At 72.1% G+C, this 26,206-nt stretch carries 22 protein-coding genes and 2 pseudogenes; 18 read left to right on the top strand and 6 right to left on the bottom strand.

All coding sequences use genetic code 11. The features are described 5' to 3' along the window. The 4 genes and pseudogenes from ACWEBX_RS18275 to ACWEBX_RS18290 form a co-directional block, all read left to right on the top strand. Positions 1–522 (top strand): annotated as a pseudogene (locus tag ACWEBX_RS18275) (slipin family protein); the annotation flags it as partial. 121 nt (positions 523–643) lie between these two features. After that, positions 644–1,915: pseudogene (gene thrS, locus ACWEBX_RS18280) on the top strand (threonine--tRNA ligase); the annotation flags it as partial. A gap of 26 nt (positions 1,916–1,941) precedes the next feature. Beyond that, positions 1,942–2,148 (top strand): hypothetical protein, encoded by a 207-nt coding sequence (locus ACWEBX_RS18285; protein ID WP_451885855.1) that lies wholly within the window; start codon positions 1,942–1,944, stop codon positions 2,146–2,148. A gap of 88 nt (positions 2,149–2,236) precedes the next feature. Further along, positions 2,237–2,989, top strand: coding sequence for a peptidyl-tRNA hydrolase (locus ACWEBX_RS18290; RefSeq protein ID WP_451885856.1), 753 nt, complete (start codon positions 2,237–2,239; stop codon positions 2,987–2,989). Between the two features lie 10 nt (positions 2,990–2,999). Here ACWEBX_RS18290 and ACWEBX_RS18295 read toward each other — a convergent pair whose 3' ends face one another. Then, positions 3,000–3,473 (bottom strand): hypothetical protein, encoded by a 474-nt coding sequence (locus tag ACWEBX_RS18295; RefSeq protein WP_451885857.1) that lies wholly within the window; start codon positions 3,471–3,473, stop codon positions 3,000–3,002. A 291-nt stretch (positions 3,474–3,764) separates the two neighbouring features. Here ACWEBX_RS18295 and ACWEBX_RS18300 point away from each other — a divergent pair, with 291 nt between their 5' ends. After that, entirely contained in the window at positions 3,765–3,995 is a 231-nt protein-coding gene (locus ACWEBX_RS18300; RefSeq protein WP_355767705.1) for a DUF397 domain-containing protein, read from the top strand. A gap of 129 nt (positions 3,996–4,124) precedes the next feature. Then, the gene (locus ACWEBX_RS18305) at positions 4,125–5,045 is read left to right on the top strand and encodes a helix-turn-helix domain-containing protein (RefSeq protein ID WP_451885858.1); all 921 of its coding nucleotides are present in this window, start codon (positions 4,125–4,127) and stop codon (positions 5,043–5,045) included. Positions 5,046–5,053: 8 nt separating this feature from the next. On the opposite strand, the gene ACWEBX_RS18310 is transcribed toward ACWEBX_RS18305, so the two are convergent. Next, a complete protein-coding gene (locus tag ACWEBX_RS18310) occupies positions 5,054–5,872 on the bottom strand; it encodes an SAM-dependent methyltransferase (protein ID WP_451885859.1) in 819 nt (272 codons plus the stop codon). Positions 5,873–6,291: 419 nt separating this feature from the next. Between ACWEBX_RS18310 and ACWEBX_RS18315 the strand changes: the two genes are divergently transcribed. The 4 genes from ACWEBX_RS18315 to ACWEBX_RS18330 all read left to right on the top strand — a co-directional run bounded on the left by ACWEBX_RS18315 (position 6,292) and on the right by ACWEBX_RS18330 (position 11,530). Continuing rightward, positions 6,292–7,689, top strand: coding sequence for a DUF692 domain-containing protein (locus ACWEBX_RS18315; protein WP_451885860.1), 1,398 nt, complete (start codon positions 6,292–6,294; stop codon positions 7,687–7,689). Positions 7,690–7,999: 310 nt separating this feature from the next. Continuing rightward, positions 8,000–8,767, top strand: a complete 768-nt coding sequence (locus ACWEBX_RS18320; protein WP_451885861.1) for a DUF4142 domain-containing protein — start codon at positions 8,000–8,002, stop codon at positions 8,765–8,767. A 195-nt stretch (positions 8,768–8,962) separates the two neighbouring features. Further along, entirely contained in the window at positions 8,963–9,754 is a 792-nt protein-coding gene (locus ACWEBX_RS18325) for a TIGR04222 domain-containing membrane protein (protein WP_451885862.1), read from the top strand. Between the two features lie 186 nt (positions 9,755–9,940). Next, positions 9,941–11,530: an alpha/beta hydrolase gene (locus ACWEBX_RS18330; RefSeq protein WP_451885863.1), complete on the top strand. Its 1,590-nt coding sequence runs from the start codon at positions 9,941–9,943 to the stop codon at positions 11,528–11,530. A gap of 105 nt (positions 11,531–11,635) precedes the next feature. Here the strand turns inward: ACWEBX_RS18330 and hemQ are convergent, their stop codons facing one another. Together hemQ and hemG are read right to left on the bottom strand one after the other, a co-directional pair. Then, positions 11,636–12,367 carry a hydrogen peroxide-dependent heme synthase gene (gene hemQ / locus ACWEBX_RS18335; protein WP_451885864.1) on the bottom strand — a complete coding sequence of 244 codons (732 nt, stop codon included), beginning with the start codon at positions 12,365–12,367 and terminating at the stop codon, positions 11,636–11,638. Positions 12,368–12,371: 4 nt separating this feature from the next. After that, entirely contained in the window at positions 12,372–13,820 is a 1,449-nt protein-coding gene (hemG, locus tag ACWEBX_RS18340; RefSeq protein ID WP_451885865.1) for a protoporphyrinogen oxidase, read from the bottom strand. 284 nt (positions 13,821–14,104) lie between these two features. On the opposite strand from hemG, the gene ACWEBX_RS18345 reads away from it, so the two are divergent. Then, on the top strand, positions 14,105–15,184 hold the full coding sequence (locus tag ACWEBX_RS18345; protein ID WP_451885891.1) for a DUF4349 domain-containing protein: 1,080 nt from the start codon (positions 14,105–14,107) through the stop codon (positions 15,182–15,184). A gap of 27 nt (positions 15,185–15,211) precedes the next feature. Further along, positions 15,212–16,630, top strand: coding sequence for an FAD-dependent oxidoreductase (locus ACWEBX_RS18350; RefSeq protein WP_451885866.1), 1,419 nt, complete (start codon positions 15,212–15,214; stop codon positions 16,628–16,630). A 68-nt stretch (positions 16,631–16,698) separates the two neighbouring features. Here ACWEBX_RS18350 and ACWEBX_RS18355 read toward each other — a convergent pair whose 3' ends face one another. Further along, the gene (locus tag ACWEBX_RS18355) at positions 16,699–17,025 is read right to left on the bottom strand and encodes a hypothetical protein (protein ID WP_451885867.1); all 327 of its coding nucleotides are present in this window, start codon (positions 17,023–17,025) and stop codon (positions 16,699–16,701) included. A gap of 211 nt (positions 17,026–17,236) precedes the next feature. On the opposite strand from ACWEBX_RS18355, the gene ACWEBX_RS18360 reads away from it, so the two are divergent. Further along, positions 17,237–18,055 (top strand): rhomboid family intramembrane serine protease, encoded by an 819-nt coding sequence (locus ACWEBX_RS18360; protein ID WP_451885868.1) that lies wholly within the window; start codon positions 17,237–17,239, stop codon positions 18,053–18,055. Between the two features lie 25 nt (positions 18,056–18,080). Here the strand turns inward: ACWEBX_RS18360 and hemE are convergent, their stop codons facing one another. Then, complete coding sequence (gene hemE / locus ACWEBX_RS18365; RefSeq protein ID WP_451885869.1) at positions 18,081–19,148, bottom strand: uroporphyrinogen decarboxylase; 1,068 nt, start codon at positions 19,146–19,148, stop codon at positions 18,081–18,083. Between the two features lie 216 nt (positions 19,149–19,364). Between hemE and ACWEBX_RS18370 the strand changes: the two genes are divergently transcribed. The 5 genes from ACWEBX_RS18370 (at position 19,365) to ACWEBX_RS18390 (ending at position 26,099) form a co-directional block, all read left to right on the top strand. Further along, positions 19,365–20,000 carry a DUF3000 domain-containing protein gene (locus ACWEBX_RS18370; RefSeq protein ID WP_384791160.1) on the top strand — a complete coding sequence of 212 codons (636 nt, stop codon included), beginning with the start codon at positions 19,365–19,367 and terminating at the stop codon, positions 19,998–20,000. A 291-nt stretch (positions 20,001–20,291) separates the two neighbouring features. Further along, positions 20,292–20,954 carry a response regulator transcription factor gene (locus tag ACWEBX_RS18375; RefSeq protein WP_019073943.1) on the top strand — a complete coding sequence of 221 codons (663 nt, stop codon included), beginning with the start codon at positions 20,292–20,294 and terminating at the stop codon, positions 20,952–20,954. A 189-nt stretch (positions 20,955–21,143) separates the two neighbouring features. Next, positions 21,144–22,421, top strand: coding sequence for a ribonuclease D (locus ACWEBX_RS18380; RefSeq protein WP_451885870.1), 1,278 nt, complete (start codon positions 21,144–21,146; stop codon positions 22,419–22,421). 328 nt (positions 22,422–22,749) lie between these two features. Continuing rightward, on the top strand, positions 22,750–23,976 hold the full coding sequence (locus ACWEBX_RS18385) for a thiolase family protein (RefSeq protein WP_451885871.1): 1,227 nt from the start codon (positions 22,750–22,752) through the stop codon (positions 23,974–23,976). Then, positions 23,973–26,099, top strand: a complete 2,127-nt coding sequence (locus tag ACWEBX_RS18390; RefSeq protein WP_451885872.1) for a 3-hydroxyacyl-CoA dehydrogenase NAD-binding domain-containing protein — start codon at positions 23,973–23,975, stop codon at positions 26,097–26,099. The genes ACWEBX_RS18385 and ACWEBX_RS18390 overlap by 4 nt, the downstream gene beginning before the upstream one ends. Positions 26,100–26,206 lie beyond the last annotated feature (107 nt).

Here is a 26,206-nt window from a genome sequence, read left to right on the forward strand (position 1 = left end):
GCCCGCCAGGCCGAGGCGGACCGTGAACGGCGTGCCCGGATCATCAACGCGGACGCGGAACTTCAAGCGTCCAAGAAACTGGCCCAGGCCGCCGAAGTGATGTCGGAACAGCCGGCCGCACTCCAACTGCGCCTGCTGCAGACAGTGGTGGCCGTCGCCGCCGAGAAGAACTCCACCCTCGTCCTGCCCTTCCCGGTCGAACTGCTCCGCTTCCTGGAACGAGCCCAGTCCGGACAGCCACCCGTGGTGGCGGATACCCGGCGGCCGTCGACCCCTGAGGTACCGCCCGCGCTCAGGGGGCAGCCGGCGGTCGATCCCGTCGAGCCGCCCGCCGTGCCCGACCGGGTCAACGGAGTGCGGGAGGCGCTCGGCCTGCCGGAGGCGTTCGCGGACACGGACGGACTCGGCATCCCGGACGCGTTCGGTCTGTTGGGTGACGTCGGGGCGCCGAGGGAGCCGGGAGACGACCCGGAGCCCTCCGGGCGTCCGGAGGAGTCCGGGTCCACGGAGGAGTCCGGGTAGCCGGAAAATCCCGTGCCCGCCGGGGAGGCCGCTGCTAGCGTGTGGACCATGAAGCGTGCCGCGATGAACACGACGACGCCGGAGAGTGTCCCGGCGCGCTGACCGCTGATGTGAGTCGAAGCCCCGGGGCGAGTGCCCCGGGGCTTCGCCGTGTGGTCGCTCGCCCTCCGCAAGCGAGGAGACCACCATGAACGACCATCGCCGACTCGGCCGCGAACTCGGCCTGTTCGACACCGACCCCCTCATGGGCGCCGGACTTCCGTACTGGCTGCCGGACGGCGCCGCCGTGCGGTACGCCCTGGAGGAGTACGTCCGCGACGCCGAACGGCGGGCCGGCTATCGGCACGTGTACTCACCGGTGCTGGGCAAGAGGGAGCTGTACGAGATCTCGGGGCACTGGTCGCACTACGGCGACGACATGTTCCCGCCGATGGAACTCGGCGGAGAACAGATGCTGTTGCGGCCGAGCCTGTGCCCCCACCACGCGCTGATCTACCGGTCCCGCCCGCACAGCTATCGCGAACTGCCCTTCCGTATGGCCGAGTTGGGTGGCATGTACCGCTCCGAGCTGTCGGGCGTGCTGGGCGGCCTGACCCGCGTGCGCGCCATCCAGCTCAACGACGCCCACATCTTCTGCACCCCGGACCAGGTCGCCGAGGAGGCCTCCGCGGCCCTCGGGCTGATCCGCGACGCGTACGACGCCATGGGCATCGAGGCGTCCCGGTACCGGCTGTCGCTGCCGGGACCGGGAGGGAAGTACGTCGCCGATCCGGAGCTGTGGCGCAGATCGGCCGCGCTGCTGCGCGAGGTCCTCGACGGGTCGGGCGTGGCGTACGAGGCCGTCGAGGGCGAGGCCGCGTTCTACGGGCCCAAGATCGACGTCCAGATCGCCGACCCGGCGGGCCGCGAGTCCACCCTCTCCACCGTGCAGGTCGACTTCCACCAGCCCGAGCGCTTCGATCTGCGCTACATCGGCGCCGACGGCGCGAAACACCGGCCGGTCATGGTGCACCGCAGCGTGATCGGCAGTCTGGAACGGGCCGTCGCCCACCTCATCGAGGTGCACGGCGGCGCCTTCCCCGCCTGGCTCGCCCCCACCCAGGTGGTGGTCCTGCCCGTGTCCGAGGCAGAGACCGAGCAGGCGCTTCGGCTCGTACGCCGCTGCCGCGACCAGGGTCTGCGCGCCGAGCTCGCCGCCCCGGACGAGGGCAGCCTGGGCGCCCGGGTGCGTGCCGCCCGGCTGGTCCCGTACCAGGCGGTGATCGGTCCCCGGGAGGCGGCCGCCGGCCTGATCGCCCTGCGCCTGCGCGACGGAAGCCGTCTCGATCCCCGGCCGGCCGACGAGGTCCTGCACGAGATCGGCCGGCGGACCGGGCCGCGCGGCACCGGGTGAAGGAACCCTCCTCCTAAGCTGGCGGCATGAGCGACGACTACCGCGCGACCGGCGCGGACGGGCGGGCCGGGGAGTCCCGCGACGCCCTCGGCACGGCGGGGCGGGACGGGCCGCCGTACGCGGAGTGCGTGCTGTGCCGTGAACCGACCGAGTATCCGGAGACGCACAAGGGCATCACGCTGTGCCCCGTCTGCGACTGGCAGGAGGCGCAGCGCACCGCGTGTTCGGGCTGACCGGCCCGGGCGGGCGGTCCGTGGGACGGGCGGCTCCGGAACCGGACCGTCCGTCCGGAACGGATCTTCCGCCTGGCAGACTGGGGGCGTGAGCAGCGACGACCCGACCCCCGCCGACGACAGCCCGTTCCGCGACGAGCCCACGGCGCGCGACACCGCGCGGCAGTTCGTCCTGCCGCTGGTGGTGCACATCGAGAAGGACGCGCCCCCGGCGCGCACCGACGCGCTGGAGACCTCCGCCCGGGCCGTGCTGACCATGCTGAGCGACGAGCGTTCGCTCGGGGACGGCGTCTGGGCGCAGGCGATGCGGGACTGGCAGGACGCCCGGATCCGCAAGGTCGTACGGCGGGCGCGCGGAGCCGAGTGGCGGCGGGCCGAGGCGCTGCCCGGCATCACCGTGACGGGGCGGTCCGCGGAGGTGCGGGTGTTCCCGCCGGTGCCGCTGGACGGCTGGCCCAAGGACCTCGCGCGGCTCCAGGTGTCCGGTACGGATCTCGACGATCCGGAACCGCCGGCACCGGCCGATCCGGCGGCGCCCGTGCTGTGGCTCAACCCGGAACTCGACATGTCGGCGGGCAAGACGATGGCGCAGACGGGCCATGGCGCCCAACTGGCCTGGTGGGAGCTGTCGGAGAAGGAGCGGACCGCCTGGCGCGCGTCGGGCTTCGCCCTGTCGGTGCGCACCGCCGATCCGGCCCACTGGCGTGAACTCAGCGTCTCCGAGGTGCCGTTGGTCCGTGACGCGGGGTTCACGGAGATCGCTCCCGGGCTGACGGTGGCCGTCGAGGGTCACAACCGCGTGAGCGCCCTGCCGCAACGCGCCGCGGATCCGGCGGACTGACGGCGGGGTCCTACTCGGCCAGGGTGGTGGCGAGTTCGGCGGTGACGCGGACGATCTCGGTGTCCGGCTCGGCGAGCAGGTGCTGGAGGGTGCCGTGGTGCGCGCGGACGGCCTGGCGGGCCTCGCGCTCCCAGCCCACCCAGTTCTCCCGGCGGTTGAGGAGTTTGGGGTACGCGGCGGCGGTGCGTTCCCACTGCCGGGCGTCAGCGATGTCTCTCAGAAGCTGGATTATCTGGACGCGGCAGGTGACCTGCGGGAGTTCGGCGAGCTCCCAGAGGAAGGGGACGGTGGCGGCGGTCGCCTGCTCCACGACGAATCCGAACTGGCAGATTCGTTCCCTCAGGTCCTGGAGTGCCGCCCTGGCGGTCGCCGCGTCACCCCAGGCGACGGTGTTGAGCAGGAAGGGGATAGCTTCCGCCGACCCCTTGGAGTCCTTGATCTCGTCCCACGGCACACGTTCCAGGTTCCTGAGTGGTGTGGCCATTTCCGCTCCCTCCGAAGGCGTCGGACAGTGCCAGGTGCGCGGGCGGGCCGAGGGCCGTCCCGGACGATCACGCTCCCCGTGGAGCGGCTGAGCCGACGTCAGTACCGGCCTCTGGCAACGAGGTTGACGCCACGGCTATTATCCACGCTGACAGCGTCTTCGTGCAATTGCACGAGAAATTGCATGAAGTCGGAGAGACGCATGAGCCACGTGAGGCCCGGGCCGGAACCCGTGACCGGGCGGCCGGCCCGGTCGCGCACCTGGTGGAACGTCAGCAAGGAGAGTGCGTTGGTGCCATCAGTGCCGAACGGAGTGCGAGCCAGCTCGCTGGGTGCCTCCTGGATCAAGAGCAGGCACAGCAATGCCGAAGGCAACTGCGTCGAGGTGGCCGCGCTGGGCGACGGGCGGATAGCGGTCCGCAACTCACGTGACCCCGACGGCCCGGCCCTCGTCTACACCCCGGCGGAAGTGGCCGCGTTCCTCGCCGGCGCGAAGGACGGGGAGTTCGACCACCTGCTCTGAGCCCGGCCCCCGACGCGCCGAACTCCGTTGAAACGGAGGGATGGTTGTCCACTTCTGTCTCTCCATGCGGCAGAGTCCGTCGCAGTGCGATAATTTTGGCTGTCTTCTGCCGGTCGACTGGGAGTCAGGATGTCCGTCGAGTCACCCCGCGTCTCCCGTCTCGAACCGTATCTGAGCCGGGAGGAGCCCGCCCCCACTCTGCTGAAGATGCTGGTCGGCGTGCAGCTCGCCGGCGCCCGCGAGGACGCCGGGCTCTCCCAGGAACAGGCGGCGCGCTCCCTCGGGTTCAGCGCGGCGAAGCTGTCGCGCATAGAGGCCGGCAAGGGCCGTCGGCCACCGACAGAGGACGACGTCCGCGCACTGCTCGGGCTGTACGGGACCGAGGACTACGAGATCTCGGTCCTGCTCAGACTGCTCAAGCGCGCGGGCCAGCCGGGGTGGTGGCAGCGCTACGACAAGCGGCTGATGCCCGAGTGGTTCGACCGGCTGGTCGGCCTCCAGGAGGCGGCCACCACCATCCGCACCTTCGAGATCCAGTACGTTCCGGGCCTGTTGCAGACTCCCGACTACACGCGGGCCGTGGTGGAACGCGGGCTGCCGACGGCGCCCGCCGCCGAGGTACAGCGCCGGGTGGAGCTGCGCATGCGCAGACGGGAGCTGCTGGACCGGGTGGACGCCCCCCAACTGTGGGCCGTCGTCGACGAGTCCGTACTGCTGCGCGTTCTGGGCAGCCGTGAGGTGATGCGCGCCCAGCTCGAGCACCTCATCGAGATGGCCCAGCGCCCCCATGTGGTCGTGCAGATCGTGCCGTTGGACGTCACCAACGCCTCCGCGCCGGCCATCCCCGTCACCTATCTGCGCTTCGGCGGCGTCGAACTGCCCGACATCGTCTACCTGGAGCACATCAGGAGCGCCAACTTCCTTGAGGACCGCGACGAGACGGAGGAGTACCGGGTGGTACTGGACCGGCTCGCCGACGAGGCCCTCAGCCCCCGCGCGTCCCTCGCGCTGCTGCGCGGCACGATGGAACAGCGGTACGCCCTCGGCTGACAGCCTTCCTAACGGATCCGGCCGACCCCGCCGAACTCGATCCACTCCTGCGTGAGCTGGCGCGGCACGACGTCGGTGTCCGGCCGCCAGGTGGACACCTCGACCAGTCCGGGTTCGAGGACGTCCATGCCGTCGAAGAACTCCTCCACGTCCTTCTCCTGGCGGACCCGGCCCCAGTGCCCCTGCGTCGCGGTGTCCATGAAGCCGGTGACGAAGTCACGCACCTCGGCGTCCTCGCTGACCAGTTGGCACATCACCAGGAAGCTGCCGGGCGCCAGCCGCTCGGTGACCCGGCGGATCACGGCGACGGGCCCGTCGGTCTCGCTGTCCGGGATGCAGTGGAACACCGAGTTGAACAGCACGGCCACCGGCTGTTCGAGGTCGATCAGCCGCCGGGTGTCGGAGTGGGAGAAGATCTCCTCCGTCTGCCGCAGGTCGGCGTGGATGACGGCGGTCCGCTCGTTCTGGTCGAGGAGGGCCCGGCCGTGGACCAGCACCATCGGATCGACGTCGACGTAGACGACACGGGAGGTCTCGTCGACCGCCTGGGCGACCTGGTGCACGTTGTTCTGGGTGGGCAGGCCGGATCCGTGGTCGAGGAACTGCCTGATTCCGTAGCCGTCCGCCAGCGTCCGGACCACCCGCTGGAGGAAGCGCCGGTTGTTCAGGGCGAGCGCGCGCGTGCTGGGCACGACCTTGTCCAGCTCCTCGCAGGCCGCCCGGTCGGCGGCGTAGTTGTCCTTGCCGCCGAGGTAGTGGTCGTACATGCGCGCGGCCGTGGGTACCGTGGCATCGATCGACGTGGACAGCTTCTCGCCAGGCTGCATCGTTCCCCCAGATCAGTGTCGGCCTGCCTGTCCGGCCCGACCGGCAATCCATCTTAGGGAAACGGAAGTTGGCGTTACCACCCCCCGAACGAAGGACGTGGCAGGGCTTTCCGGCCAACTCTCGCTCCTCGTCCACCGTGGTGGCGCGAATGGGCCGATCAGTGAGGTCCGGCGTCATGGGCCCGGCGTCGCCGGCCTTCGCCGGCACCGCCGCCGCGCTCCTCCCCGTCGGCGCCGGTCCGCCCTTCGGCGTCCCACGCGGGAGCGGCGGCGCGGAACCTCAAATCTTGCTCTGAACGTCCGCCCCGGTGGGTTCGGCCCCGGCTCCCGGGGCCATGACCTGGTCACGCCGGTGCACCGGCCGTCGTGGGGAGCGACGTACGGGCAGGCGCGGCCGAGGCCGTGACGGAGGAGGGGACATGAGGGAGCCGGGGCGGCTGGGTACGGGAATCGGGTGGCGGCCGGAGATCGCCGACGCCGTGGAGAGGATGCCCGGCATCGACTGGGTCGAGGCCGTGGCGGAGAACGTGTGCCCCGGTCATCTTCCCGAGTCGCTGCTGCGGCTGCGCGAGCGGGGTGTCACGGTGGTGCCGCACGGCGTCTCCCTGGGCCTCGGCGGTGCCGACCGGCCCGACGAGACGCGGCTCGCCGCGCTCGCGGAACGCGCCGAGGCGCTGGGCTCACCGCTCGTCACGGAACACATCGCCTTCGTCCGGGCGGGCGGCCCGCTCACCGCGTCACCGCTCCTGGAGGCCGGGCACCTGCTGCCCGTTCCGCGCACCCGGGACGCGCTGCGCGTCCTGTGCGAGAACGTCCGCGCGGCCCAGGCCGCGCTCCCCGTCCCCCTCGCCGTGGAGAACATCGCCGCGCTGATCTCCTGGCCCGGCGAGGAGATGACCGAGGGCCAGTTCCTCTACGACCTGGCCGACCGCACCGGCGTCCGGCTGCTCATCGACGTGGCCAACCTCCACACCAACCACGTCAACCGCGGCGAGGACCCCGCCACGGCGCTCGACGAGCTGCCCGTCGAGGCGATCGCCTACGTCCACGTCGCCGGAGGCTTCGAGCGGGACGGCGTATGGCACGACAGCCACGCCCACCCCGTCCCACGGCCCGTGCTCGACATCCTCGCCGACCTCGCGTCCCGGGTGACCCCGCCGGGTGTCCTCCTCGAACGCGACGAGAACTTCCCCGACCCCACCGAACTGGAGCGGGAACTCACCGCGATCCGGGAAACCCTGGAGCAGGCGGAGACCGCACCCCGGGAGACCGGGCGCGACAGGGTGACCCTGGTGGGGGCCGGCGCCGCTCCCCCGGCGGCCGGGCCGGACGAGGTGGCCGCGACGGACGCCCACGGAGTGGCGGACGCCCACATCGTGACGGACGCCCGCACCGAGGCGGGAGACGCCCCCCGTCAGCGGGTGGCGCTGGCGCAGGCCGCCCTGTTGTCCGCGCTGGTCGCCGGAACCCCCGCGCCCGAGGGCTTCGACCGCGTACGCCTCGGGGTGCAGGCGCGTGCCCTCGCCGCCAAGCGCGCTGACGTCGTGGCCAAGGTGGCCCCGGAGCTGCCGGAGATCCTGGCGGACGGCTACCGGCCGGCGTTCCTCGCGTACGCGCAGCGGCGTCCGATGACCGGCGGTTACCGCCGCGACGCCCTGGACTTCGCCGAACACCTGCTGCTCGCGGGGCTCCCGGAGGGCGCCACGACCGGGCGGCTGCGCGCGTGGTGGCTGGAACGGTCGGGTCCCGCCCCGCTGTCCGGACGTCCCGTGGCCCGGCTCGCCAGGGCCACCCGCAGAGCGCTGCTCCGCCGCTGAGCCGCCTCGCCGGCGCTTCCGCCGATCCGTCGGCGCGCGGCCCGGCCGTCGTGGGCCGCCCCGACCGGGCACCCGACACACCTCGTCCGCGGAGTGTGCCCGGAGTAACACCGCGCCACGCGAAGGCGACGCGCGCGTCCATTTCAGGCTGCTTCAGGCCGGTTTGGCGTACGCACGAACCACCACAACCGGCGCCTTCCACCCTCGTCCCGATCCGTCCTTCGTGTAAGGCAGTTGGCGTAGAGCCCCCCGTAGCATGCCAAGCCGCACCCGGGGCGCATTAGCGTGCGGTGCCGCAACAGGAGGCACCATGCGATCCGACAACCGCACCGGACCGGTCAGTGGAACAGGGCTCATCATCGCCGCCCTGCTGGCGACCCTGGTCGCGCTGGCCTTTCCGATCTGGTCGTACGCGGACCGTGCCGGCACCGGCCTCGACACCCTGAACTCCGGGACCGTGCCGAGCCCGTACGGTCCGCTGTCCGGCCTGGACCGGGAGTTCGTCACCAGGGTCCGGCTGGCCGGCCTGTGGGAGCTGCCCGCGGGCCAGCAGGCCCAGGAGCGCGGTACCACCCAGGCAGTACGGACGGCCGGAGAGCACCTGATCGAGGGGCACACGTTCCTCGACGCGCGCGTCCGCAGCGTCGCCGCGCGGCTCAGCCTGGAGCTCCCCAACCAGCCCAGTGCGCAGCAGCGCCAGTGGCTGTCAACGCTCAGCGCGGCGCACGGCACGCAGTACGACCGGGACTTCGCGAACATCCTGCGCGCGGCGCACGGCAAGGTGTTCGCTATGGTCGCCCAGGTCCGCGCGAACACCCGCAACTCGCTCGTACGCGATCTCGCCGACGACGCCAACACCACCGTGCTCGACCACATCAAGGTCCTCGAAGCGACCGGATACGTGGACTTCGACGCGCTTGCCGAGGACGCGGCCACCGCGAGCCCGCCACCGCTCACCAACTCCCCCGCCCCGCCCGGCCCGGTGCCGTACCCGTCGTCGCCGGTCCCGGTGACCCCGTCCTCGGGCTACCCGCTTCCCCCGGCCGCCGCGCGTCCCAACCCGTCGGCCGGCTCCTGAACGATCGCGGCCGGTTCGTCCGCGCGAGGCCTGTCTCGGATCCCCAAGAGCGGTCCGGCCCCTAAGAGTTGAGCGTGGGGCGGAGGTCGGCCACCGGGACACGCGACAAACGGAACATCACCTACCGGCAACGGCTCCGTCCCACATCGTGGGTGGAGCATGGCGCCCACCGGCCCCATCGCATAGAAAAACGCCATGTTCTGGGTTCTTCTCCTGATCCTCGCCTGGGTGGCGGCCGGTGTCTCCTGCACCCGGCTGTGTCTGGCCGCGCTCCACACCGCGTCACTCGACGCCGACGCCGCGCACGGGCACGACCTCACGCTGTACGAGGCCGCGTTCCTGTCCGGGGGGCCGGCCCGGGTGGCCGACCTGACCCTGGTGTCGATGGCCCGCCAGCGTCGCCTGCTGCTCGCGCACACCGGCTGGGCCACCGTCGTCGACCCGCGCGGGCGCGACGACATGGAGCGCTCGGTCATCGGGGCGATCGGACCCGAGGGCCAGTCCCGGATAGCCCCGTTGCGGGCGGCCACCGCCGCAGCCGACTCCGTACGCCGTCTCGCGGACCGCCTGGTCGCGGCCGGCCTCGCCGTCCCCGACGGGGCCCGCACCACGGTCGCGGGGGCCGTCCGCCAGGTCCAGGCCGCCGCCGCCGGGGTCCTCGCGCTGGGCGTCGTGGCCCTGCTGCTGCCGGGCCAGGCCCAGGGCAGCGACGTCCCGGTGGCCGTCTGGTTCCTGCTGCCGCTCATCCTGACGCTGAGCTGCCTCGCCATAGCCCGGATCGAGGTGCACCCCTGCACCCGCTGGGCCTCCCCGGCCGGGCAACGGCTGCTCGGCACCCTGGCCCGGCACTCCGACGCCTCCGGTGACGACCGTACGTACCTCACCTCCGTCGCCGTACGCGGCATCCGCGCGGTCGGCGAGCCCGAACTGCGGGCAGCCCTGGCGCACCGCGACCGCGACACCTCCTGGCGGGAGGGAGCCCGCTAGGACGGACACGGCACAGGGCCTGTCCGGGGCCCGCGTCCGACACGCCCGAAGGCCCCAAGGGGGCTGAAAGGAGTCCGCGGGGGCGCATCGGGGTCATTGACGCCGACACCGGCGGGCGGTGCTTTACTTCGCCGACCGCCGAACGAAGCATCCTTCTGTCGCTGCCGCGCGCTGAAGGGATTCTCGATGAGAGCTGCCGTCCTCCACGGAACCGCAGGGTCCTTGCTCCTGACCGGCCTCGTCGCCGCTCCCGCGGGCGGCGCGCAGGCCTGGCCGGACCCGGTCGGATCCGCCGAGGCGCGCGGCACCGCCGTCGCCGCCGGGCGCGCCGCCGCCGCCGGCGTCCGCTTCGGCAAGTGCCCCAAGGAGGAGCACCTGCCGGCGAGCCTGACGTGCGGCACGGTCACGGTGCCCCTCGACTACACCCTCCCCGACGGCAAACGGATCAGACTGACCGTCAGCCGAGTGAAGGCCACCGGCAAGGACCCGCGCAACGCGAAGCACAAGGTGCCGCGCCAGGGCTCCCTCGTCTACAACCCCGGCGGTCCCGGCGGCTCCGGCATGTACTTCCCGCTGATCGGCCTGCTGCCCGAATGGAAGCGGATCGGAGCCGCGTACGACCTCGTCGGCTACGCCCCACGCGGCGTCGGCAGGTCGGCGCCGCTGTCCTGCCGGGACCCCAGGCACCTGCCGAAGCCGCTCCTCCAGGCCCCGACGGTCCCCTCGGAGTCGTTCAAGAAGGCACGGATCGCGGAGGCCAAGGCGTACGCCCGCGGCTGCGCCCAGCGCTCGGGCCCCGCCCTGCGCCACTACACCTCGCTCAACAACGCCCGTGACCTGGACGTGCTGCGGGCCGCGCTCGGCGAGCGGAAGCTGACGTTCATGGGTGCCTCGTACGGGACGTACTTCGGTTCCCTGTACGCGACGCTGTTCCCCTCGCACGTACGCCGCATGGTCTTCGACTCGGCCGTGGACCCCGACCCCGAAAAGGTCTGGTACGGCAACAACCTCGACCAGTCGGCCGCGTTCGAGACCCGCTGGGCCGACTTGCGCGCGTGGATCGCCCGGCACGACAAGGTGTACGGGCTGGGCCGCACAGCCGAGGCGGTGCGGCGCTCCTACGAGAAGGCGCGGGCCCGGCTCGCCGCCTCACCCGCGGGCGGCACGGTGGGTCCCGCCCAGCTTCAGGGCGCGTTCCTGCAGGCCGGGTACTTCGACGACTACTGGCCGCAGCGCGCGCTGGCGCTGTCCGCCTATCTGAAGGGCGATCCGAAGCCGCTGATCGAGGTGGCTGGACCGCATCCGGAGGCGGCCGCCGAGCAGGAGAACGGCAGCGCGGTCTACACGGCCGTGGAGTGCAACGACGCGCCCTGGCCCACCGACTGGCGCACCTGGGACCGCGACAACACCCGACTCGCGCGGGTCGCCCCGTTCGAGACCTGGGACAACGTGTGGATGAACCTGCCGTGCGCGTACTGGTCCGCGCCCCGGCAGAAGCCGCTCGACGTACGGACCCTGCCCGGGGAGCTGCCGCCGACGCTGATCCTGGCCGCCGAGCGGGACGCGGCGACGCCGTACGAGGGCGCGAAGGAACTCCAGCGACGGCTGTGGGGCTCGGTGCTGGTGACGGAGAACGGCGCCGGCACCCACGGGATCGCGGGCGGCCCCAACAAGTGCGTCAACGGCTATCTGGACGCCTATCTCCTGGAGGGCCGGCTTCCCGGCGGCGACGCGGGATGCGCACCGCACCGCGAGCCGGTGGCGCGGGGCCACTGACCGGCTCCGGAAACCCGGAAGGCGGGCGTCCCCCGGAGGGGCGCCCGCCTTTGCGCGCGGACGGCCCGTGAGGTGCCGGGACCGCCGGGCGGGATGCCGGGACGGTCAGGCGAGGCCCGCGACCAGTTCGGCGACGTCCTTGCGGCGGCCGGTGTAGAACGGGACCTCCTCGCGGACGTGCATCCGGGCCTCGGAGGCGCGCAGGTGGCGCATGAGGTCGACGATGCGGTAGAGCTCGTCGGCCTCGAAGGCGAGCATCCACTCGTAGTCGCCGAGCGAGAACGAGGCGACCGTGTTCGCGCGGACGTCGGGGTAGCCGCGGGCCATCTTGCCGTGGTCGGCGAGCATCCGGCGGCGGTCCTCGTCGGGCAGCAGGTACCAGTCGTAGGAGCGTACGAAGGGGTAGACGCTGACGTAGTTCCGGGGCGTCTCGTCGGCGAGGAACGCCGGAATGTGCGAGCGGTTGAACTCGGCCGGGCGGTGCAGCGCCATGTTCGACCAGACAGGCTCCAGCGCGCGGCCCAGCTTCGTACGGCGGAAGAGGTTGTACGCCTCCTGAAGCTGGTCGCTCGTCTCGGCGTGCCACCAGATCATGACGTCGGCGTCGGCGCGCAGCCCCGAGACGTCGTAGGTGCCACGGACGGTGACGTCCTTCGCGGCGAGCTGGTCGAACAGCTCCTGGACCTCGTCGGCGTAACCGGAACGGTCCTCGGGGAGCACGTCCTTCAGCTTGAAGACCGACCACAGGGTGTAGCGGATGACCTCGTTCAGGTCCTTGGCCAGCTTGCCCTTGTTCGGGATCCTGGCCGGCTCGGTGGTGGGGGCGTCGTCACTCATGGGGCTATTCTCCCGCGCCGCCGTGCAGGCTCTGCACCGGGTTGTCGGTGAGCTCCTGCACAGCGCGCATGTCACCGCCCAACCCGTCCACCGCGGCGTACGCGCTCGCGATGCAGGCCGGGATGCCGACACCGTCGTACTGCGCGCCGCACACCGCGAGACCCGGCAGCTTGGCGACCTCCTCGCGGATGCGGGCCACCCGCGCGTGGTGGCCGACCGGATACTGCGGCAGACCGTCGTCCCAGCGGGTGACGCGGGTCTGCAGCGGCTCGGCGTCCAGGCCGGTGGCCTCGCGCAGGTCGTGCCGGGAGACATCGACCAGGTGGGCGTCCTCCCGCTCCAGGATCTCCGTCTCGCCGTACCGCCCCACGGAGGTGCGCAGCACCAGCACGTCCGGGTCCTCGTCGGCGATCCAGCCCCATTTGCGGGAGGCGAAGGTGGACGCCTTGATCGTGCGGCCGTCCACCGGCGGCACCAGGAAGCCACTGCCTTCGGGGAGGGCGACATCGGCACGGCGGTAGGCGAGGGTGATCAGGGCCATGGAGGCGTACTCGACCGTACGCAGCTCGGCGGCGGCCGCGGGCGACTCGGCGCCCAGCAGCGCGGCCGCGGCGGGGGCGGGAACGGCGACGACCACCGCGTCGGCCCGCAGGACACGCTCGCCGGCGACCACCTGCCAGCCCGTCGGTGCCGTCCGGCGCAGTTCCGTCACCCGTGCCCCGGTCAGGATCTCTCCGCCCCGGGCCCGGACCGAACGCGCCACGGCGAGCGGCAGCCGGCCCACGCCACCCTCGATGCCCATGAAGACGGGTCCGGTCTGCCCGCTCGCGGCCGCCTTGACCTGGATCTCCCGGACCGCCTCCGTCAGCGAGTCATGGGTCCGCGCGGCCTGGAAGAGCTGCGGGACGGCGGAGCGCATCGAGATGCGGTACGCGTCACCCGCGTAGACACCGCCCAGGAGCGGCTCGACCAGGCGGTCCACGACCTCGCGGCCGAGGCGGGCCGCCACGTACTCCCCGACGGCCACGTCGTCGCCGACCTCGGTGCGGGGCAGCTCGGCGTCGCGCTCGATGCGGGCAAGGCCCTCGTCCGACAGGACACCGGCCAGGGCGGCGGCCGTGCCCGGTACGCCCATCACATGGCCCTTGGGCATCGGGCGCAGCGCACCCCGGGTCCAGATCGAGGCCGTGGCGGTGGCCGGCGGCCGCAGCCCGTCGGCCAGGCCCACCTCGCGAGCGAGGTCCAGCGCTTCGGGGCGGCGCGCCAGCATGGACTCGGCACCCAGGTCGACCCGGACGCCCGCGATCTCCCCGGGAAGCAGCTTGCCGCCCACCCGGTCCGAGGCCTCGACGACGGTCACGCGTGTGCCGCGCCCGAGCAGCCGGTGTGCGGCCGCCAGTCCGGCGATGCCCGCTCCGATGACGACGACGTGCCCCGTGCCCGATGTGCTCATGGCCCCAGCCTCTCAGACACCACGGACCCTCCCGCCAGGGCCGTGCGGCCCCTTCGAGTCCGGACCGTGACCGCATCGGAACCGGAGTACGCCAACGTCCCGTGCCCCTCCGGCGTCGAAGAACTGTCAGTCGTCACCACCCTGGGGGGTAGGCCCACATGCACACAGGCAGCTCCGTACGTCCGCTCCACGACATGTCACCCGTCGAGTCCGGATCCTCCGCCTCGTCCGTCGCGTCGGTCCCGTCCGCGTCACCGGCCCGCTCGGTCCGCCCCGCCCGCGTCATGGCCGGGATGTTCCTCGTCGCCGCGCTCGCGCTGACGGGATGCGGCGCGAGCGACACGGGGACCGCCGACGACAAGTCGGCAGCGCGGAGCGACGCGAACGCCGCCCCCGCCGAACAGGCGGACTCGGGAGCCGCGGGGAGCGGGGCGTCGAACGGCCGCAAGGCGGCCGCCCCGCCCAAGGTGACCGTGAACAGCATCATCCGTACGGCCTCGCTGACCGTCGTGGTCAAGGACGTTCCCGGGGCTCTGGACGACGCCCGCGCGGCGGCCGAGAACGCCGGGGGCTACGTCGGCGACGAGACCACCACCCGTGACGGCCGGGACCACGAGCGCACCCGGGTCGTCCTGCGGGTGCCCACCGAGCGGTACGACGAGGTGCTCGCCGCTCTGGAGGGCGCCGGCAAGGTCGTCACGCGGACGGCCAAGGCGCAGGACGTCACCGACCAGGTCGTGGACGTGGAGAGCCGGATCACGTCGCAGCGCGCCAGCGTGGCCCGGGTCCGCGAACTGATGGACAAGGCCACCAGGCTCAGTGACGTGGTCTCTCTGGAAGGGGAGTTGAGCAGCCGGGAGTCCGATCTGGAGGCGCTCCTGGCGCAGCAGGCGTCACTGAAGGACCGCACGAGCCTGGCCACGATCACGCTCACGCTGTCCGAGACGCCGGTGAAGAAGGCCGAGAAGAAGGAGTCCGACCCCGGCTTCCTCGACGCGCTCTCGGGCGGCTGGCACGTGATGGTCACCGTGGTGCGCTGGCTGGCGCTGGCCGTCGGGGCGCTGCTCCCCTTCGCGGTGGTCCTCGGCCTGATCGCCCTGGTGTGGATGCGCGGGGTGAGCCCGCGGCTGCGCCGCCGCACGACCCCGGCGGTGGCCTCGGGTCCGTCTCCGATGGCTCCGGGCCCGTACCCGGCCGCGGCTGCGGTTCCTTCTCCGGCGGTGGCCGGGGGCCGGGGTCCGGCCCCGGTTCCGGCCTCGCGCCCGGCTCCGGAACCGTCCGCGGAACCGGCTGCGGACCCGGCCTCCGGCGCGGCGGGCGGCACCGCGTCCGGCGCGGGTCGGGAAGGTGGCGGGGAGGACTGAAGTGCCGGGCCCCCGTAGCGTGTTCGTATGGGTATGAGCGATACGAACGGTGCGGGCGGCGGGCGGGGCGACCGGGAACGGCTGGTCGTGATCGGCGGTGACGCGGCGGGCATGTCCGCCGCGTCACAGGCGCGCCGGCTGCGCGGTCCCGACGAGCTGGAGATCGTGGCGTTCGAGCGGGGTCACTTCACGTCGTACTCGGCGTGCGGCATCCCGTACTGGGTGGGCGGCCTCGTTCCCGACCGCGACCGGCTGATCGCGCGGACCCCCGAGAAACACCGGGAGCGCGACATCGACCTGCGGATGCGCACGGAGGTCACCGAGATCGACGTCGCGGGCGCCCGGGTGCGCTCACGGGACCTCGGCAGCGGGGCCGAGGCGTGGACGTCGTACGACCGGCTCGTCATCGCGACCGGCGCGCGGCCGGTCCGCCCCGATCTGCCGGGCGCCGACGCGCCGGGGGTGCACGGCGTGCAGACGCTGGACGACGGGCAGGCGCTGCTCGACACGCTCGCGAGGACCGAGGGCCGCCGTGCCGTGGTCGTCGGCGCGGGCTACATCGGCGTCGAGATGGCCGAGGCGCTCATCAACCGCGGGTACGAGGTGACCGTCGTCAACCGGGGCAGGGAGCCCATGGCCACCCTCGACCCGGACATGGGCCGTCTGGTGCACACCGCCATGGAGGGGCTCGGCATCACCATGGTCGGGGACACCGAGGTCACCGGGTTCCTCACCGGGGACGACGGGCGGGTGCGCGCGGTCGTCACGGAGGACGCCACCCATCCGGCGGACGTGGTGGTGCTCGGCATCGGCGTACGCCCCGAGACGTCGCTGGCCCGTGCGGCCGGGCTGCCGCTCGGCGACCACGGGGGGCTGCTCACCGATCTGTCGATGCGGGTGCGCGGGCACGAGGACATCTGGGCGGGCGGCGACTGCGTCGAGGTGCTCGACCTGGTGTCGGGGCGCGAGCGGCACATCGCGCTGGGCACCCACGCGAACAAGCACGGGCAGGTCATCGGCTCCAACGTGGCCGGCGGATACGCCACCTTCCCCGGTGTCGTCGGCACGGCGGTGAGCAAGGTCTGCGATCTGGAGATCGCCCGCACCGGACTGCGCGAGAAGGACGCGCGCCGGGCGGGCCTCCGGTTCGAGACCGTCACCATCGAGTCGACGAGCCGCGCGGGCTACTACCCGAACGCCGACCTCATGACGGTGAAGATGCTCGCGGAGCACCGGACGGGACGGCTGCTCGGCGTGCAGATCGTCGGCCGGGAGGGCGCGGCGAAGCGTGTGGACATCGCCGCGGTGGCGCTGACCGCGGGCATGACGGTGGAACAGATGACGATGCTGGACCTCGGCTACGCTCCGCCGTTCTCCCCGGTCTGGGACCCCGTCCTGGTCGCGGCCCGCAAGGCGGTGGCGAAGGTGCGCCGGGCAGGCCCCTGACGGGCGCGGGGAGGCAGTCCCCCGCCCCGCCCGGACGGTCCGCCCGGCGGCCGCCGGCCCCCGTCCCGCTACGCGGACTCGTTCCCCGCCGACCCGTTGATCCGGTCGATCGCCTGCCGGGCCTGCTCGGCGGGCCGGGGCGGCAGCGAGGAGACCGAGCCCGCGGTGACCGCGGGCGGGGTCTGGGCCGGTTTCGCGTGCGCGGCCGGCCGGGAGGACCGCAGACGATGGCTGACGGCCTCGTCCAGGGTCACGGGCCGCTGCAGCCGGGCCGCGAGCCGTCCGGCCTCCTGGCCGAGCGCGGCGACGTCCTCCCAGGGGAGGTGCAGCACCAGCGCGATCTCCGCCTCGCCGTCGGGCAGGGCGTGCATCGGAGGAGTAACTCGGTCGCTCATGGCCTGTGTCCTCACGTCTTCACGTCGTCGCGTCGTCGTACCCCCGTCGCGTCGCCGGAGCGACGCGGGGGGCTGAGGAGACATACGGCCGCGGGGGCACAAGTGTTCAGTGTGTTCGACGGGAAACCGCGCCGGGGGCCGCGCCGGCCGGGGGCCCGTCCGGCCCGGTGGAGCACGGATTCACCCCGCGCTTCGCGGGCAGTAGTCCCTCGTGGTCATTCCCGTCCATGACGTGAACCCGGTGCGGCGCACGCCCTATGTGACGTACGCGCTGATCGCCGCCAATGTGCTCGTGTTCCTCTACACCCCCGGTCTCGCCGGATCGGTGGCGGGCGACAGCGCCCTGTCGCGGCTCTGTCATCTGCACGCGTTCATGGACCATTACGCCGCCGTGCCGCAGGAACTGATCCACCATCGGATGCCCCGCCTGGTGCCCACCGGCGAGGTCGGTGGCGGGCTCCACGGGCCGGGCTGTGTGCTGGGACCGCCGGACTACGACAAGTCCCCGCCGCTGTCGGTGCTCACGTCGATGTTCCTGCACGGGAGCTGGCTGCATCTGCTGGGCAACATGCTCTTCCTGCTGATCTTCGGCAACAACATCGAGGACCGGCTCGGGCATGTGCGCTTCACGCTGTTCTACGGGGCGTGCGGCTTCGCGGCGGCGTACGGCTTCGCCCTCGTCAACGAGGACTCGGGCGACCCGCTGATCGGCGCCTCGGGGGCGATCGCCGGGGTCCTCGGCGCGTATCTGGTGCTGTATCCGAGAGCCAGGGTCTGGGTCCTGGTCCCGTTCCTGGTCTTCCTGCCGCTCCGGCTGCCCGCGTGGCTCGTGCTGGGCTTCTGGTTCGTGCTCCAGGCCGCGTACTCGTCCGGCGCCGCGGTGCCCGCCGCGGGCACCGTGGCGTACGCGGCGCACGTCGTCGGCTTCCTGGCCGGCATGCTCCTGGCCTGGCCGCTGCGTCCGGGCACCCCGCCACCGCCCGAACCGCGCCGCCTGCTGTGGGGCAGACAGGCGCGGCACGGCTGGTGAGGCGTGGAGAGGCCGACCGCGGGTTCTAGCGCGCGGTCTGCTTGTGGACGTACTCCACCAGACGGGTCAGCGCGTCCGGGTCCATGCTCGGCATGACGCCGTGCCCGAGGTTGAAGACGTGGCCCTCGAGACCGGCGGCGGCGTCGAGCACCTCGCGGGTCTTCGCCTCGACGGCCTCGGTGCTCGCGAACAGGACCGCGGGGTCGAGGTTGCCCTGGAGCGCCTTGCCGGGGCCGACGCGGCGGGCGGCCTCGTCGAGCGGGACGCGCCAGTCGACGCCGACGACGTCCGCGCCGGCCTCACCCATGAGGCCGAGCAGCTCGCCGGTGCCCACACCGAAGTGGATGCGCGGCACGCCGTACGAGGCGACGGCGTCGAAGACCTTCGCCGAGGCGGGCAGCACGGAACGGCGGTAGTCGGCCGGGGCCAGGGCGCCGACCCAGGAGTCGAAGAGCTGGACGGCGCTCGCCCCGGCCTCGATCTGCACCTTCAGGAAGGCGGAGGTGATCTCGGCGAGACGGTCCAGCAGGTCGGCCCAGAGCTGCGGGTCGCTGTACATCAGCGCCTTGGTGTGCTCGTGGTTCTTGGACGGACCGCCCTCCACGAGGTAACTCGCGAGAGTGAAAGGCGCGCCCGCGAAACCGATGAGCGGGGTCTCGCCGAGTTCGGCCGTCAGGAGCCCCATCGCCTCGGTGACGTACCAGACGTCCTCGGGGGTCAGATCACGGAGCTGGGCCAGGTCGGCACGGGTACGGATCGGGTTCTGGACGACCGGGCCGACGCCCGGCTTGATGTCCAGGTCGACACCGATGGCCTTCAGCGGGACCACGATGTCGCTGAAGTAGATCGCGGCGTCCACCTGGTGCCGGCGGACGGGCTGAAGCGTGATCTCGGCGACCAGCTCGGGCCGCATGCAGGACTCCAGCATGGGGATGCCCTCGCGCACCTTGAGGTACTCGGGCAGTGAGCGGCCGGCCTGCCGCATGAACCACACAGGCGTGTGCGGCACGGGCTCGCGCCTGCACGCCTTGAGGAAGGCGGACTCGTACGTGGCTGTCGGCTGCTGCCCGGCGGGGCTGTGGTTGGCGCTCACGACGGAAAGTCTCCCACGGTTCACGGGCGCCCCCGCCCCGGGCTCCGGTACGCCCACCGCCCCTCCGGACGGCCGTCTCGCGCGACGGCGTGCGCCCGGCGTGATCCGGACAGGGGTCCCACGCACGGGTGTCTCTCCCTGCGCGCGGGCTCCGTTCCCCTTAATCTTCCCGGCATGGCTGCGGCTCAGGGACGACTGTCGGACGGCGCTGGCGGAATGGACGACGCGAGGGAGGAGAAGGAGGGGGACAGGAATGCGGCGGAGACGGCCCCGGCGCCCTTCCGGGCGGCCGTCGACGCCCTGCGGGCCGCGCGGCCGCGGCCGGACATCGAGATCGACCCGACGCGACCACCACAACGCCTGGCTCCGTACGCGTACGCGCTGGAGGCCGCGGTCGTCGCCGACGACGAGGACCTGGCCGACGGCCGTCTCGTCCTGCTGCACGACCCGGCCGGACACGACGCCTGGCAGGGCTCCTTCCGTCTGGTGACCCTGGTCCGCGCGGAGCTGGAGCCGGAGATGGCCGCCGACCCGCTGCTCCCCGAGGTCTGCTGGTCGTGGCTGACCGGCGCGCTCCAGGCCCGCGGGCTCTCGTACGGCGAGCCGAGCGGCACCGTGACGCGCGCGAGCTCGCACTACTTCGGCGGGCTCGCGGAGCGCCCGGCCGCCTCGCAGATCGAGATCCGCGCGTCCTGGACACCCCGGGAGGGCCTCGGCGGCGTACCGGACACCGCAGCGCACCTCGCCGGCTGGTGCGACCTGCTGTGCCAGATCGCCGGACTGCCGCCGGTGACTCCGGGGGACGCCTCGGTGGTCACCCTGCCGCAGCGCCGGGGACCACAGTCCCGCTGACCCCGCCGAGGGCGCGCGCCGACGCGCGCGCCCTTTCCGTTTCCTTACCGGCCGCATGTCGATACGACCACTTTCGGCCGCGTATCGACGAGGAACGACGCGGAACGACTCGGTTCGATCTTCGGATGATCGATCGCGCGTCCGAATTGCACGGATTGTTACTCACCCCATCGTGATCATTCCCTAAAGGTCGACGGGTTTGATGCCGAAGACGTCTGTGACCTTGAAAGCACGGTTCGTCCTGGCTCGCCCCCCCCAGAGCCGGTCCCGTCCCGCACCCCAGGAGGCCTGGTGTCCGTTCTCCTCGAGCAGCCCGCAAGCCTGGTCGCCTACCGTCCGAACAAGCCGACCGCCATGGTGGTCGTGGCAGACCCCCGGGTCCGCTCCACCGTCACCCGCCATCTGTGGGCGCTCGGAGTGCGCGACGTCATCGAGGCGTCGTCCGTCGCGGAGGCCCGTCCCCGAATCGGCAACCCGCGAGACATCTGCGTCGCCGACGTCCATCTGCCGGACGGTTCCGGCCTCACCCTCCTTTCCGAAACCCGAGCCGCGGGCTGGCCCAACGGCCTCGCCCTCTCCGCAGCCGACGACATCGGTGCCGTACGCAACGCCCTCGCGGGCGGCGTCAAGGGCTACGTCGTCACCGGCACCCGTACGAACGTCGGGCTCCCCACCCGGCCCGGCGCCGCGCCCATCGGCTCGGCCGCCGCCCGTATGCACCGCCGCCCCCCGGGTGCCCCGAGCCACCCGGGCGGCTACCGCGAACTGTCCGGACGAGAGGTCGAGGTCCTGCGCCTGGTCGCGGAGGGCCAGTCGAACAAGGCCATCGGCGTCTCCATGGGCCTGTCCGCACTGACCGTCAAGAGCCACCTCGCCCGCATCGCGCGCAAGCTCGGCACGGGCGACCGCGCCGGAATGGTCGCGGTGGCCCTGCGGACCGGAATCATCCACTGACCCTCCGCCGCCCTCTCCTCTCCTTCTCCCGATGCCCCTCCCCCGACACCGAGCGGCCTCCCCGCCGCCCGCCCGCCCCCGGCGCGTGAACCCCGTCTTGCGCTCACCTGACTGGTTTACGACCATCCGACGCCCGTCGACGGAACGTTCCGTCGACGGGCGTCGTCCATCCACGGATACCCTTGACAGGTGACCGACGCCCAAGAGACCGCAGCAGACAGCTCACTGCGAACCACCGGAGGCGGCCCTCCGGACGACGTCGAATCGGCGCCGACCCCTTTGCTGGAGCCCCGAGAAGGCATCCCGCCGGTGATCGCCGACGACGCTTCGCTCGCCGAGGTGATCGCTGCCTTCGCCGCGGGCACCGGCCCGGTGGCCGTCGACGCCGAGCGCGCGTCCGGGTACCGGTACGGCCAGCGCGCCTATCTCGTGCAGCTTCGCCGTGAGGGCGCCGGCAGCGCGCTCATCGACCCCGTCGCCTGTCCCGACCTCTCCGGTCTCGGCGAGGCCGTCTCCGGGGCCGAATGGGTCCTGCACGCCGCCACCCAGGACCTGCCCTGCCTGCGCGGGATAGGCATGATCCCCACCAGCCTCTTCGACACCGAGCTGGCCGGACGCCTCGCCGGGTTCCCCCGGGTGGGCCTCGGCGCCATGGTCGAGAGCGTCCTCGGCTTCGTCCTGGAGAAGGGGCACTCCGCCGTCGACTGGTCGACGCGCCCACTGCCCGAGCCCTGGCTGCGCTACGCCGCGCTCGACGTCGAGCTGCTGGTCGACCTCCGCGACGCCCTGGAGAAGGAGCTCGACCGGCAGGGCAAGCTGGAGTGGGCCCGGCAGGAGTTCGACGCCATCGCCCAGGCCGAGCCCGCGCCGCCGCGCAAGGACCCCTGGCGCCGTACGTCCGGGATGCACAAGGTGCGCCGCCGTCGGCAGATGGCCGTCGTGCGGGAGCTGTGGGAGACCCGGGACAGCATCGCGCAGCGCCGGGACATCTCACCGGGCAAGGTGCTCGGGGACACGGCGATCGTCGAGGCCGCGCTGGCCGTGCCCGTCAACCTGCACGCCCTGGCCGCCGTGAACGGCTTCGGGCACCGCATGGGCCGGCGTCAGCTCGAACAGTGGCAGGCCGCCGTCGACCGCGCGAGGGCGCTGCCGGACGCCGAGCTGCCGCAGCCCGGACAGCCGGTGACCGGGCCTCCCCCGCCGCGGGCCTGGGCCGACAAGGACCCGGCCGCCGCCGCCCGGCTCTCCGCCGCGCGGGCCGCCGTGTCGGCGCTGGCCGAGGAGCTGAACATGCCGCAGGAGAACCTGATCACGCCGGACACCGTGCGGCGCGTGTGCTGGGAGCCGCCCGCGACACCGGACACGCAGTCCGTGGGCGCGGCGCTCACCGCCTGCGGGGCGCGGCCCTGGCAGGTCGAGCTGGTCACGCCGGCACTGGTGACGGCGCTGTCGCTGAAGACGGTCTAGGGGTCCAGGGGCGCGACCACGAAGGTCCGCCCCCGGGGCGCGACACCACACCGAGGGCCTCCTGATCCGATCCGCTTCGGCTCAGGAGGCCTTTTCCCTGGCCTCACGGCGGAGTCGGCCCGTCGAACGGGCGACGAGATCACGCCAAGATCCTGGGCCCTCGATCATGACCGGTTTCCCCGGGCGTCCGGCCTCCCGGATGTGACGTTCGCCGCTCCCGCCCGCGAGACTGGGCAGGTTGGTTACTCGTAAGTAGCATGGGTGCTGAGCGCGCGCTCAGGCGTGTGTCCGCGCAGCAGTGCCATCCCGCATCTGGAGGAGAGCCATCGTGCCTCGTACCGTCAGGGACGTCGTCTTCGTCGACGGCGTCCGCACCCCGTTCGGCAAGGCGGGCCCGAAGGGCATCTACCACGAGACCCGCGCCGACGACCTCGTCGTCAAGGCCATCCGGGAGCTGCTGCGCCGCAACCCCGGTCTTGACCCCAAGAAGATCGACGAGGTCGCCATCGCCGCGACCACGCAGATCGGTGACCAGGGTCTGACCCTGGGCCGCACGGCCGGCATCCTCGCCGGACTGCCGCAGTCGGTCCCGGGCTACTCCATCGACCGTATGTGCGCGGGCGCGCTGACCGCCGTCACCGCCACCGCGGGCTCCATCGGCTTCGGCGCGTACGACGTCGTCATCGCCGGCGGTGTCGAGCACATGGGCCGTCACCCCATGGGCGAGGGCGTGGACCCGAACCCGCGCTTCGTCAGCGAGAAGCTGGTCGACGAGTCCGCCCTGTTCATGGGCATGACCGCCGAGAACCTGCACGACCGCTACCCGACCATCACCAAGCAGCGCGCCGACGAGTACGCCGTGCGCTCGCAGGAGAAGGCCGCCAAGGCGTACGCCAACGGCAAGATCCAGCAGGACCTGGTGCCGATCTCGGTGCGCAACACCAACGCGGAGATCGGTGAGACCGGCTGGGGCCTGGTCACCGCCGACGAGCCGATGCGTCCGGGCACCACGCTGGAGAACCTGTCCGGCCTGAAGACCCCGTTCCGTGTCCACGGCCGGGTCACCGCCGGTAACGCGGCCGGTCTGAACGACGGCGCCACCGCCTCGATCATCGCGAGCGAGGACTTCGCCCGCGAGAACGACCTGCCGGTCAGGATGCGTCTGGTCTCGTACGCCTTCGCGGGCGTCGAGCCGGAGGTCATGGGCTACGGCCCGATCCCGGCCACCGAGAAGGCCCTCGCCCAGGCCGGTCTGTCGATCGAGGACATCAACCTCTTCGAGATCAACGAGGCCTTCGCCGTCCAGGTGCTCGCCTTCCTCGAGCACTACGGCATCGCCGACGACGACGCGCGCGTCAACCAGTACGGCGGCGCCATCGCCTACGGCCACCCCCTCGCCTCCTCGGGCGTCCGTCTGATGACGCAGCTCGCCCGTCAGTTCGAGGAGCAGCCGGAGGTCCGTTACGGCCTCACCACCATGTGCGTCGGCTTCGGCATGGGCGCCACGGTGATCTGGGAGAACCCGCACCACAAGGACGCCGGAGGCGACAAGTGAGCACCGCTGAACTCCTCAAGGGAGCGGCCGAGCTGTTCCCCGACGAGGTCGTGACCTCGGCGAACGTACGCCACCTCGACCTGCCGTTCGGTGCCGGGCGCTTCGCGCTCATCACCCTCGACAACGGCTTCGACCACACCAAGCCGACCACCTTCGGCCCCGCGTCGCTGGCGAACCTGAACACCGCCATCGACCAGGTCGAGCAGGAGGCCGCGGCCGGCGAGATCGTCGGTATCGGTGTCACCGGCAAGCCGTTCATCTTCGCGGTCGGCGCCGACCTCAAGGGTGTCGAGCTGCTGAAGCGCCACGAGGACGCGCTCGCCATCGGCAAGGGCGGCCACGAGGTCTTCAAGCGTCTGTCGGGCCTCGCGGTCCCGACCTTCGCGTACTACAACGGCGCGGCGATGGGCGGTGGCGTCGAGGTCGGTCTGCACTGCTCGTACCGGACCGTCTCCGCGGCCCTGCCGGCCTTCTCGCTGCCCGAGGTCTTCCTCGGTCTGGTCCCCGGCTGGGGCGGCTGCACGATCCTGCCGAACCTGATCGGTGCGGACAAGGCCGTCTCGGTGATCATCGAGAACTCGCTCAACCAGAACAAGCAGCTCAAGGGCGGCCAGGTCTACGACCTCGGCATCGCCGACGCGCTGTTCGAGGGCGCGGACTTCCTGGAGCAGTCGCTGCTGTGGACGGCCGCCGTCCTCAAGGGCGAGATCGCCGTCGAGCGCCCGGAGATCGACCGCGGCGAGGCCTGGGACCAGGCCGTCGCGCGGGGCCGCTTCATCGCCGACAGCAAGGTGCACGGGGCCGCCCCGGCCGCCTACCGCGCGCTGGACATCATCGCCGGTGCCAAGGACGGGGACCTGCAGAAGGGCTACGACGCCGAGGACGTGGCGCTCGCCGACCTGATCATGGGCGGCGAACTGCGCTCCGGCATCTACGCCTTCAACCTGGTGCAGAAGCGCGGCAAGCGTCCGGCGGGTGCGCCGGACAAGTCGCTCGCGCGTCCGGTCACCAAGGTCGGCGTGGTCGGCGCGGGCCTGATGGCCTCGCAGCTCGCCCTCCTCTTCCTGCGCCGCCTCGAGGTCCCGGTCGTCCTCACGGACATCGACCAGGAGCGCGTCGACAAGGGTGTGGGCTACGTCCACGCCGAGATCGACAAGCTGCTCCTCAAGGGCCGCGTCAACAAGGACAAGGCCAACCGCCTGAAGGCCCTGGTCTCCGGTGTGCTGGACAAGGCCGAGGGCTTCTCCGACGCCGACTTCGTCATCGAGGCCGTCTTCGAGGAGATCGGCGTCAAGCAGCAGGTGTTCGCCGAGGTCGAGGCGGTCGCCCCGGCGCACGCGATCTTCGCGACCAACACCTCGTCCCTCTCCGTGTCGGAGATGGCGTCGAAGCTGAAGAACCCCGAGCGGGTCGTCGGCTTCCACTTCTTCAACCCGGTCGCGATCCTCCCGCTCCTGGAGATCGTGCGCGGCGAGCAGACGGACGACGCCTCGCTGGCCACGGCGTTCGCCGTCGCCAAGAAGCTGAAGAAGACCGCGGTCCTCACCAAGGACGCCCCGGCGTTCGTCGTGAACCGCATCCTGACCCGCTTCATGGGCGAGATCCAGAACGTCATCGACGAGGGCACCCCGGTCGAGGTCGCCGAGAAGGCCATCGAGCCGCTCGGCCTGCCGATGTCCCCGCTGGTCCTCCTCGAACTGGTCGGTCCCGCGATCGGTCTGCACGTCTCGGAGACCCTCAACCGGGCCTTCCCGGACCGCTTCACGGTCTCCCCGAACCTCGCGGCCGTCGTCAAGGCGGGCAAGCGCGGCTTCTACGTCTACGACTCCGGCAAGCCGGAGCTGGACCCCGAGGTCGCCGCTCTCCTCAAGCAGGGCGACACCGTCCTGACCGAGGAGCAGGTCCGCGACCGCGTCCTGGACGCGGTGGCCCAGGAGATCGGTCTGATGCTCGACGAGGGCGTCGTCGCCGAGGCCCAGGACATCGACCTCTGCCTGATCACCGGCGCGGGCTGGCCCTTCCACCTGGGCGGCATCACGCCGTACCTGGACCGCGAGGGCGTCTCGGAACGCGTGACCGGCAAGCGGTTCCTGGAGCCGGGCGCGGCTTCGGTTCCGGCGTAACGGCCTTACGTCATAGACAAGGAGGGCCTCCGCTTCGGGCGGAGGCCCTCCTTGTCGTTCTGCGAGACCAAGAAGCAGGACCCGACGGCTCCGGCCGGGACCCCTTC

Source organism: Streptomyces sp. NPDC005070 (assembly GCF_053600395.1).